Annotated in this window: 10 protein-coding genes; 4 read left to right on the forward strand and 6 right to left on the reverse strand. The window is 72.6% G+C overall.

Going from position 1 to position 8897, the window contains the following annotated elements:
* Positions 1-236: 236 nt before the first annotated feature.
* Together ACFVST_RS28820 and ACFVST_RS28825 are read right to left on the reverse strand one after the other, a co-directional pair.
* The gene (locus ACFVST_RS28820) at positions 237-1178 is read right to left on the reverse strand and encodes a DUF3558 domain-containing protein (protein WP_390156537.1); all 942 of its coding nucleotides are present in this window, start codon (positions 1176-1178) and stop codon (positions 237-239) included.
* Positions 1179-1297: 119 nt separating this feature from the next.
* Positions 1298-2209, reverse strand: a complete 912-nt coding sequence (locus ACFVST_RS28825) for a DUF3558 domain-containing protein (RefSeq protein WP_390156538.1) — start codon at positions 2207-2209, stop codon at positions 1298-1300.
* Between the two features lie 170 nt (positions 2210-2379).
* Between ACFVST_RS28825 and ACFVST_RS28830 the strand changes: the two genes are divergently transcribed.
* Positions 2380-3573 carry an RtcB family protein gene (locus ACFVST_RS28830; protein ID WP_390156539.1) on the forward strand — a complete coding sequence of 398 codons (1194 nt, stop codon included), beginning with the start codon at positions 2380-2382 and terminating at the stop codon, positions 3571-3573.
* Positions 3574-3619: 46 nt separating this feature from the next.
* Here ACFVST_RS28830 and ACFVST_RS28835 read toward each other — a convergent pair whose 3' ends face one another.
* The 4 genes from ACFVST_RS28835 to ACFVST_RS28850 form a co-directional block, all read right to left on the reverse strand.
* Entirely contained in the window at positions 3620-4282 is a 663-nt protein-coding gene (locus ACFVST_RS28835) for a class I SAM-dependent methyltransferase (protein ID WP_390156540.1), read from the reverse strand.
* Between the two features lie 24 nt (positions 4283-4306).
* Entirely contained in the window at positions 4307-4477 is a 171-nt protein-coding gene (locus ACFVST_RS28840) for a hypothetical protein (RefSeq protein ID WP_390156541.1), read from the reverse strand.
* Positions 4478-4515: 38 nt separating this feature from the next.
* Positions 4516-5295, reverse strand: a complete 780-nt coding sequence (locus tag ACFVST_RS28845) for an SDR family NAD(P)-dependent oxidoreductase (protein ID WP_390156542.1) — start codon at positions 5293-5295, stop codon at positions 4516-4518.
* Positions 5296-5407: 112 nt separating this feature from the next.
* The gene (locus tag ACFVST_RS28850) at positions 5408-6244 is read right to left on the reverse strand and encodes a DUF6597 domain-containing transcriptional factor (RefSeq protein ID WP_390156543.1); all 837 of its coding nucleotides are present in this window, start codon (positions 6242-6244) and stop codon (positions 5408-5410) included.
* A 142-nt stretch (positions 6245-6386) separates the two neighbouring features.
* Here ACFVST_RS28850 and ACFVST_RS28855 point away from each other — a divergent pair, with 142 nt between their 5' ends.
* The 3 genes from ACFVST_RS28855 (at position 6387) to ACFVST_RS28865 (ending at position 8855) form a co-directional block, all read left to right on the forward strand.
* Positions 6387-7004: a TIGR03086 family metal-binding protein gene (locus ACFVST_RS28855; protein WP_390156544.1), complete on the forward strand. Its 618-nt coding sequence runs from the start codon at positions 6387-6389 to the stop codon at positions 7002-7004.
* Between the two features lie 82 nt (positions 7005-7086).
* A complete protein-coding gene (locus ACFVST_RS28860; protein WP_390156545.1) occupies positions 7087-8208 on the forward strand; it encodes an LLM class flavin-dependent oxidoreductase in 1122 nt (373 codons plus the stop codon).
* Entirely contained in the window at positions 8205-8855 is a 651-nt protein-coding gene (locus ACFVST_RS28865) for an FMN reductase (RefSeq protein WP_390156546.1), read from the forward strand. The genes ACFVST_RS28860 and ACFVST_RS28865 overlap by 4 nt, the downstream gene beginning before the upstream one ends.
* Positions 8856-8897: the final 42 nt, after the last annotated feature.

Genomic DNA, 8897 nt, shown 5'->3' on the forward strand with positions numbered 1-8897 from the left:
ACGCACTCTCGCTGCACCGGCCAAACGCCCAAGTACGTCCAGTACGAGGGCGTCCGGCCGGCACACCGAGAGCACGCACCAGACCCCGCTCCTTGCTCCACGGAGATCCAAACGACACGGCCCATGCGCGGGGGACAGCCTGGCACATGCGTGCGAGGGGTGGGCGGCCGGTATGCGGCGAGCCCGGCCGCCGGGGGCGACCGGGCTCGACGTGAGCGTCCCGAAAGGGCCGTGGATCAGCTCTTCGCGGCGGACTCCGACGGGGACTCGGAGGCGGAGGCCGCATCGGTGGGCTTGGCGCCCGAATCCGCGGACTTCGACGGGGACTTGGGCTCGGGGGACTTCGAACCGGAGCCCTCACCCGCGCCCTTGCCCGCGCCGTCACCCTTGCCCGAGCCCTCGCCCTTGCCGGACTTGTCCGGGGAGCCGGTCGCGGAGCCGCCGCCCTCGTTCGCGGCGACGACCGCTTCCACGGCCTCCTTCGCGGCCTTCTCGGCGTCCTTCTGCAGCTTCTTCGGGTCCGGGGTCTTCTCCCCGGCCAGGCCCGCGCCGTTGTAGTCGACCGTGACCACGATGTTCTCCACCCGCGCCACGACCGTCTGCTGCTTGAAGGAACCCTCCTTCTTCTTCAGGTCGTAGCGGACCGCGGTGGCCTGGTCGCCGATGCCGGGCACCGCGCCGGTCCTGGTGTCCTTGGCGCCCTCGGTGGCCTTGGCGTCCGCGACCTGCTTGGCGTAGTACGCGCCGGCCAGCTTGGCGCCGTTGCCCCGGGAGGCGTCCGACTCGAAGCGCAGCAGTGACACATTCAGCCAGCGGAACTGCGAGCCGTCCACGCCCTTGTTGTCGAGGCTGCTCCAGGAGCAGGTGCCGCGCATCGAGGTGTCGTCCGACCTGCCTGCCTTGCCGGACTTGGGGTCGGCCTCGGGGACCATCGAGTCCAGGGTCTTCCGGGAGAGCGTCTTGCAGGCCTCGGGCAGCTCGGCGTATCGGGCCTTCTCCACCGAGGGGGACTCCCCGGCGCCCGCGGCCGAAGCCGAGGAGGACGGGGACTTCGCCTTCTCGCCGCCGTCGCCCGAGCCGGAGCCGGAGTCGGATGAGCAACCCGAGGCGATCAGCAGCACCGGAACGGCGGCTGCGCAGGCAAGAACGCGGGTGAGTCGCTGTACTGGTCGGTGCATGATTCCTTCACTCGATGGGTCCGGCGGACGGGTCCGAGGGGCCACGGTACGCCGAAGTGCCGCCCGCGGAGCCGGATCCCGGCGCCATGGACGCCGCGACGAGACGTGCCGCACCGCCGTCAGCCGGTCAGCTTCCCGGCCAGTCGGTGCGCCAGGGACTGCGCGTTGTCCTGCATTTCCTTGCTGTCCGGGACATCGGTGGAGCGCGCGGGCTGCTCGTCGTAGGTGAGCGTCACGATCACATTGGACGTGCGGAACACCACAGTCACGGTGCGGTGCCGGGCGCCGGTCGCGGAGGAGGACGAGTAGGCGTCGTCGAGGAAGGCGGCGTCGCCGAGTCCGCCCAGGGTGCGGGGTCCTTCGGTCGCGGTCGCCTCGGCGGAGGGGGAACCGGACGGCGAATCGGACGGGTCGGGCGAGGCGTCGGCCGCCTGCTCACCCGCACCGGGCTTGTTCGACGTGCCCGGCTTGTCGGCTCCGTCGCCTCTATCGCCTCTGTCGGCCCTGTCTCCCTTGCTCGGCTTGCCGGTTGACGCGCCGCCTGTGTCGGTTTCGGTGGTGTTCGGGCTGTTGGCGTCCGTGCTGCCGAGGCCGGCGTCCGTCTCCTTGTCGGCGAAGACCTGGCCGGCCCGGTCGGCGTCGCTCACCGACCGGTCGTAGGACACCACCCGCTCGAAGTCCAGCCGCAGCCGGTGCGTGGCGTCCTGGCCCTCCAGCTTCCAGGAGCAGCCCACCCGCCGGTCCGTGTCGAAGGTCGCCGCCGCCGACCCGTCGTAGGCGCGCTCCCGCTCCCGCTCGTCGGCGATGTCCTTGATGCCGGGCAGCAGGGTGTCCAGGGTGCGGTGGTCCACGGTGCCGCAGGGCTCGGGCAGGGTGCGGTACTTGCCGGGCGCGGCGGAGGCGGTGGCGCTGCCTGCCGCGTTCGACTTGGCGTCCTCGGCCGGCGAGCCCCCGTCCGTACCGCCGGAGCAGCCGGCGAGCACCGCGGCGAGGAGTGCCGCGACGCCCGGGAGGTACGCCTTGCGCTGCACGGTGGGTGTCCTCTCGGCGGGGATATTCGGTTGCCGCGGTGGGCGGCCGATGCAGACAATGTGTACCGCACGCACCACCGTGGACGCCGGTCCGTCGCCCTATTCGAGGACCTTGGCTCCGGTATTTGCGTTTTATTGCTTATGGTCGAAATCGGGGGAAGAGGACGGTTATGTCGTTTGTGGAGATGCCTGGGGCGAGGGTCCCGATCCGGATGTGGGCGGACCCGTCCACCGTCGAGGACGGAGCCCTGCGCCAGCTTCAGAACGTCGCCACCCTGCCCTGGATCAAGGGCCTGGCGGTGATGCCGGACGTGCACTACGGCAAGGGCGCCACCGTCGGCTCGGTGATCGCCATGAAGGACGCGGTCTGCCCGGCCGCCGTCGGGGTCGACATCGGCTGCGGTATGTCCGCGGTCCGCACCTCGCTCACCGCGAACGACCTGCCGGGCGACCTGTCCCGGCTGCGCACCCGGATCGAGCAGGCCATCCCGGTCGGCCGCGGAATGCACCAGGAGCCGGTCGACCCGGGCGGGCTGCACGCCTTCCCGACCTCCGGCTGGGACGACTTCTGGTCGCGTTTCGACGGCGTCGCCGAGGCGGTCCACTTCCGCGCGGAGCGCGCGGCCAAGCAGATGGGCACGCTGGGCTCGGGAAACCACTTCGTGGAAGTGTGCGTCGACACCACCGACGCGGTGTGGCTGATGCTGCACTCCGGCTCCCGCAACATCGGCAAGGAGCTGGCCGAGCACCACATCGGCGAGGCGCAGCGGCTGCCGCACAACCAGGGCCTGGTCGACCGGGATCTCGCGGTCTTCGTCGCCGGCACCCCGCAGATGGCGGCGTACCGCAACGACCTGTTCTGGGCGCAGGAGTACGCCAAGCACAACCGTGCGGTGATGATGGGCCTCCTCAAGGACGCGGTCCGCAAGGAGTTCAGGAAGGCGAAGGTCACCTTCGAGCCGGAGATCAGCTGCCACCACAACTACGTGGCCGAGGAGCGCTACGAGGGGATGGATCTGCTGGTCACCCGGAAGGGCGCGATCCGGGCGGGCAGCGGTGACTTCGGCATCATCCCCGGCTCCATGGGCACCGGTTCGTACATCGTGAAGGGGCTGGGCAACGCCTCCTCCTTCAACTCCGCCTCGCACGGCGCCGGTCGGCGGATGAGCCGGAACGCGGCCAAGCGCCGCTTCTCCGCGCGGGATCTGGCGGACCAGACCCAGGGGGTGGAGTGCCGCAAGGACTCCGGGGTCGTGGACGAGATCCCCGCCGCGTACAAGCCGATCGAGCAGGTCATGGAGCAGCAGCAGGACCTGGTCGAGGTGGTCGCGAAGCTGAAGCAGGTGGTGTGTGTGAAGGGCTGACCACCGCGCGGCCGGCCCCTTCCGTTCAACGGGCGGGGCCGGCCGGTCAGTTGGGGCTCTGCTCCGGCAGCAACCGTGCCCGGATCGTGTTGTCCCAGCGGTGGGTGGGGGTGCCGTCGGGGGCGGGCTGGGTGCGGGGGTGGTCCTCGCAGCGGAGGATCTGCCAGCGGTCGGCGGGGAGCCGGAGGGAGGCGAGGAGTTCGCGCGGGGTGGGGAACTCCATGCCGGGGTGCGGGTTCTCCTCCCAGGGCGCGGGGCCCGAGTGGCTGACGACGAGGAGGGTGCCGCCGGGTGCGACGGCGGCGGCCGCGGTACGCAGGATCTCCTCCCGCGGGACTTCGCCGAGGGGGTAGAGGAACTGCGCGGAGACCAGGTCGTAGCGGCCGTCGGGGAAGCCGGTGCCGAGGTCGTACCGCTGGAAGTCGATCCGGGCGGCGGCCTGCGGGTCGGCTTGCTCGGCGTGCCGGGCGGCGCGTTCGAGGGCGACCCGGGAGACGTCGACGGCGGTGACGTGCCAGCCGCGGCGGGCCAGCCAGATGGCGTCGCCGCCTTCGCCGCAGCCCAGGTCGAGGGCGTGGCCGGGCGGCAGTCCGCTGATCTCGTGGACGAGTTCGGCGTTGGGTTCGCCGCTCCAGACGCGCTCGCTCTCCCGGTACCGGGTGTCCCAGCGCTCGGCGTCGTCGGTGAAGTCGTCGGACTCTGGGGGCATCGGGGTCCTCTCCTGGGGGCGGGGTCAGCCCGCGTGCCGTACCGCGAAGATCATGACGAAGGCGACCAGGTGGATGCCGAAGAGGAAGTACGCCAGGTACCACCACATATGCCGTTCGACGCGCTTCTCCTCGCGGCGGCGGCGCTCGTCCGCGGCCGTGCCGTCCGCCTGGGGCGGGGTGCTCTGGTCGGGCATCGGGGTGCTCCTCGGTCCGGCTGCCGTGGGCGGGGCGGTCACTGCTCGCGGTGCAGCTTGGTGTTGGAGGCCTGGGCGCGGGGGCGGACCACCAGCAGGTCGATGTTGACGTGGCTGGGGCGGGTGACGGCCCAGGTGACGGTGTCGGCGACATCGTCCGCGGTGAGCGGTTCGGCGACACCCGCGTACACCCGGGCGGCCTTCTCGGTGTCGCCGCGGAAGCGGGTGGTGGCGAACTCCTCCGTCTTGACCAGGCCGGGCGCCACCTCGATGACCCGGACCGGGGTGCCGACGATCTCCAGCCGCAGCGTCTCGGCGAGGACGTGCTCGGCGTGCTTGGCGGCGACATATCCGGCGCCGCCCTCGTAGGTGCCGTGGCCGGCGGTGGAGGAGAGGACGACGACGGTGCCGTCGCCGCCCGCGGTGAGGGCGGGCAGCAGGGCCTGGGTGATGTGCAGGGTGCCGATGACGTTGGTCTCGTACATCCGGCGCCAGTCCTCGGGGTCGCCGGTGGCGACGGGGTCGGCGCCGAGTGCGCCGCCCGCGTTGTTGACGAGGACGTCGCAGCGGTCGAGGGAGGCGGCGAAGGCGTCCACGGCGGCCCGGTCGGTGATGTCGAGCGGGTACGCGGTGGCGCGGTGTCCGGCGGCGGTCAGCTCCGCGGCGAGGGCTTCGACGCGGTCCTTGCGGCGGGCGGTGACCACCACCTGGAAGCCGGCCGCGGCGAGCTGCCGTGCGGTGGCGGCGCCGATGCCGCTGCTCGCCCCGGTGATGACGGCGGTCCGGGCGGCGGTGGTGGGCGCGTCCTGCGCGGTCATGGTGCTGCTCCCTCGGCCTCGGTGGCGGGCGACGGCTCCCGGCGGCGTCGCGGTCCCGCCAGCCAGGATAGGCGGGGCGCGGCGGTGGGCGGCGGGCGAGATGCCGGTGGGGTCAGCCGCCGGGGGCGCCGGCGTAGGCGGTGGGGGAGACGCCGAGGGTGTGGGTGAAGTCGCGGACCAGGTGGGCCTGGTCGGCGTAGCCGAGGCCGGCGGCGAGCGCGGCCCAGTCGGTGCCGGTGCCGCGTTCCGCGTGGTCAAGGGCCTCGTGGATGCGGTAGCGCAGGATGACCCACTTGGGGCTGACGCCGACGCGGGTGGCGAAGAGGCGTTGGAGGGCGCGTACGGAGAGGTCGGCCTCGGCGGCGAGGTCGGTGACGCGGCGCAGATCGCGGTCGGTGCGGATGCGGTCGACGAGGGCCATGGCGAGGTCGGCGCCCGGGTCGGGGGCGGGTCCGAGGCCGAGCAGCAGCCGGTCGAGGGCGGCGACCCGGGCGTCGTCGTCACCGAGGGGGCGGGGGTCGAGGATGCCGGGGGCGGCTTCGGCGGTGCCGGGGAGGACCTGCCGGGCGGGGAGGTGGCGGCCGGTCCAGGCGGAGACGGGGGCGCCGGGCGCGAACGGGCGGAAGCCGCCGGGCCGGAACTGCACCCCGCACACCCGCCCCCGCCCCGCGAGCTTCCGGCTGTCCAACTGCCGCCCGACACCGGCCAGTTCGGCGAAGGGCTCGCCCGGGTCGGCGTCGGTGCCGTAGCGCTGGAAGACCAGGTTGACGGAGGGGTGCGGCAGGACGTGGGTGGTGTACGGCTCGGGCAGGTCCCAGTCGATGAGCCAGTAGTGCTCCAGATAGGGGCGGAGCGCGGGGGCCGGGGTGCGGCGGCGGAAGCGGACCCGCCGCAGCAGACCGGCGGCGTCCACGATGCCCCGGGTGTCACGGCGTGGTGCGGCGGCCATGCCCCGATGGTAGGCGCGGGGGCGCCGGGACGCGGTCCGGGCCGATCGGCGGGCACTGCCCCGTGACCCCGCCGTACGTCCGGTGTCGTGAAGTGTCGTGTTTCTTCAAGCGGTGGCGGGCGGGGCTTCCTAGCGTGGAGTCATGGCTGAGACGAACGGCAAGGGCAGCGGGAACGGTACGGCGGCGCCGATGGGTGAGCTGCTGGAGGTGGTGGCGCGGCAGACCGTGCCCCTGGTGCGCGGCATCCCGGACGGGCGCCTGGCGGCGGCCACTCCGTGCAGCGAGTACGACGTACGGGCGCTGGCGAACCATCTGTTCCATGTGGTGGTGGAGTTCACCAGTCTGGCCGGGAAGGGCGACGCGGACTTCTCGGTGACTCCGGACCGGGTGGCCGAGGGGGAGTGGCGGGAGCGGTTCGCCGGGGCGGTGGCGGAGCTGGTGGCGGCCTGGTCGGAGCCGGGCGCGGAGGACGGGACGACGGGGGCGATGGACATGCCGGCGCGCACGGTGGGCGGCATGGTGCTGCTGGATCTGACCGTGCACGGCTGGGATCTGGCGCGCGCCACCGGGCAGGACTTCCGGGCGGACGAGCAGGTCACCGCGGTACTGGCGGAGACGGTGGCCGGGCTGGCGCCGACCGGGCGGAAGATGGGCGTCTTCGGGGACCCGGTGCCGGTGCCGGAGGGTGCGGACGCCTTCGGCAGGCTGCTGGCGGAGACGGGACGCGACCCGCGGTGGGCGGCACCGGCGGAGGGCTGACCGCCACCCGGGAATAGGTCGCCGGGGGACCGTGCTGGGAACGATGTAGTTGAATCGTCAACCACATCGGAAGTGAGCAGTCATGCAGTTCGGGATCTTCAGCGTCGGTGACGTCACCATGGACCCGACCACCGGACGCACGCCCAGTGAGCACGAGCGGATCAAGGCGATGATCGCCATCGCCGAGAAGGCCGAGGAGGTCGGCCTCGACGTCTTCGCCACGGGCGAGCACCACAACCCGCCCTTCGTGCCCTCCTCGCCGACCACCATGCTCGGCTACCTCGCGGCGCGTACCGAACGCCTGGTGCTGTCCACCTCCACCACCCTCATCACCACCAACGACCCGGTGAAGATCGCCGAGGACTTCGCGATGCTCCAGCACATCGCGGACGGCCGGGTCGACGTGATGATGGGCCGCGGCAACACCGGCCCGGTCTACCCCTGGTTCGGCAAGGACATCCGCGACGGCATCAACCTCGCCGTCGAGAACTACGCCCTGCTGCACCGCCTGTGGCGGGAGCCCGTCGTCACCTGGGAGGGCCGCTACCGCACCCCGCTCCAGTCCTTCACCGCCACCCCGCGCCCGCTGGACGGAGTGCCGCCCTTCGTCTGGCACGGCTCCATCCGCTCCCCGGAGATCGCCGAGCAGGCCGCGTACTACGGCGACGGCTTCTTCCACAACAACATCTTCTGGCCCAAGGAGCACACCGCCCAGATGATCCGCCTCTACCGCGAGCGGTACGCCCACTACGGCCACGGCACCCCCGAGCAGGCCATCGTGGGCCTCGGCGGCCAGGTCTTCATGCGGCGCAACTCCCAGGCCGCGGTACGGGAGTTCCGCCCGTACTTCGACAACGCGCCGGTCTACGGGCACGGTCCCTCGCTGGAGGACTTCACCCAGCAGACCCCGCTGACGGTGGGCTCCCCGCAGCAGGTGATCGAGCGGACCCTGAGCTTCCGTGACTGGGCCGGCGACTACCAGCGCCAGCTCTTCCTGATGGACCACGCCGGACTGCCGCTGAAGACGGTGCTGGAACAGCTCGACCTGCTGGGCGAGGAGGTCGTACCGGTGCTGCGCAAGGAGTTCGCCAAGGACCGCCGGGCCGAGGTGCCGGACGCGCCCACGCACGCCGCCCTGGTCGCGGCCGCGCGGGCCGGAGCGGGCGAGGAGAACAAGGGAGCCGAGGAGGTGGGGACGGTATGAGGCTCGTGGTCGTCTCGGCGGGGCTGAGCGCCCCCTCGTCCACCCGGCTGCTGGCCGACCGGCTCGCCGAAGCCGTCGCCCGGACCGCCCCCGGCGCGGTGCGTACGGAGGTGGTGGAACTGCGGGAGCTGGCGGTCGACATCGCCAACAACCTGGTCACCGGCTTCGCCCCGCCCCGGCTGGCGGCCGCGCTCACCGCGGTGACCGAGGCCGACGCGGTGATCGCGGTGACGCCCGTCTTCACCGCCTCGTACAGCGGGCTGTTCAAGTCCTTCTTCGATGTGCTCGACCGGGACGCGCTCACCGGTACCCCGGTGCTGCTCGCGGCGACCGGGGGCACGCCCCGGCACTCCCTGGTGCTGGAACACGCGCTGCGTCCGCTCTTCGCCCATCTGCGGGCGGTCACCGTGCCGACCGGGGTCTACGCCGCCTCGCAGGACTGGGGCGACGAGGGCCTGGCCCTGCGGATCGACCGGGCGGCGGCCGAGCTGACCGCACTGACCGGCCTCGCGTCCCCCGGAACGCGAGCCCCCGCGGCGCCCGAGCCCCCGGCCGCCCCGGTCGACGCCGAACCGGCGGTCCCGGTGCCCTCCGGCCTCACCGTGATCCCGTTCGAGCAGCAACTCGCCGCCGTACGAGGGGAGTAGGGGAGCAGACGCACCGGCGGCCGGTCCGCGGAGGGAGTCCGC

Source organism: Streptomyces sp. NPDC058045, from assembly GCF_042885635.1.
Lineage (GTDB): Bacteria > Actinomycetota > Actinomycetes > Streptomycetales > Streptomycetaceae > Streptomyces.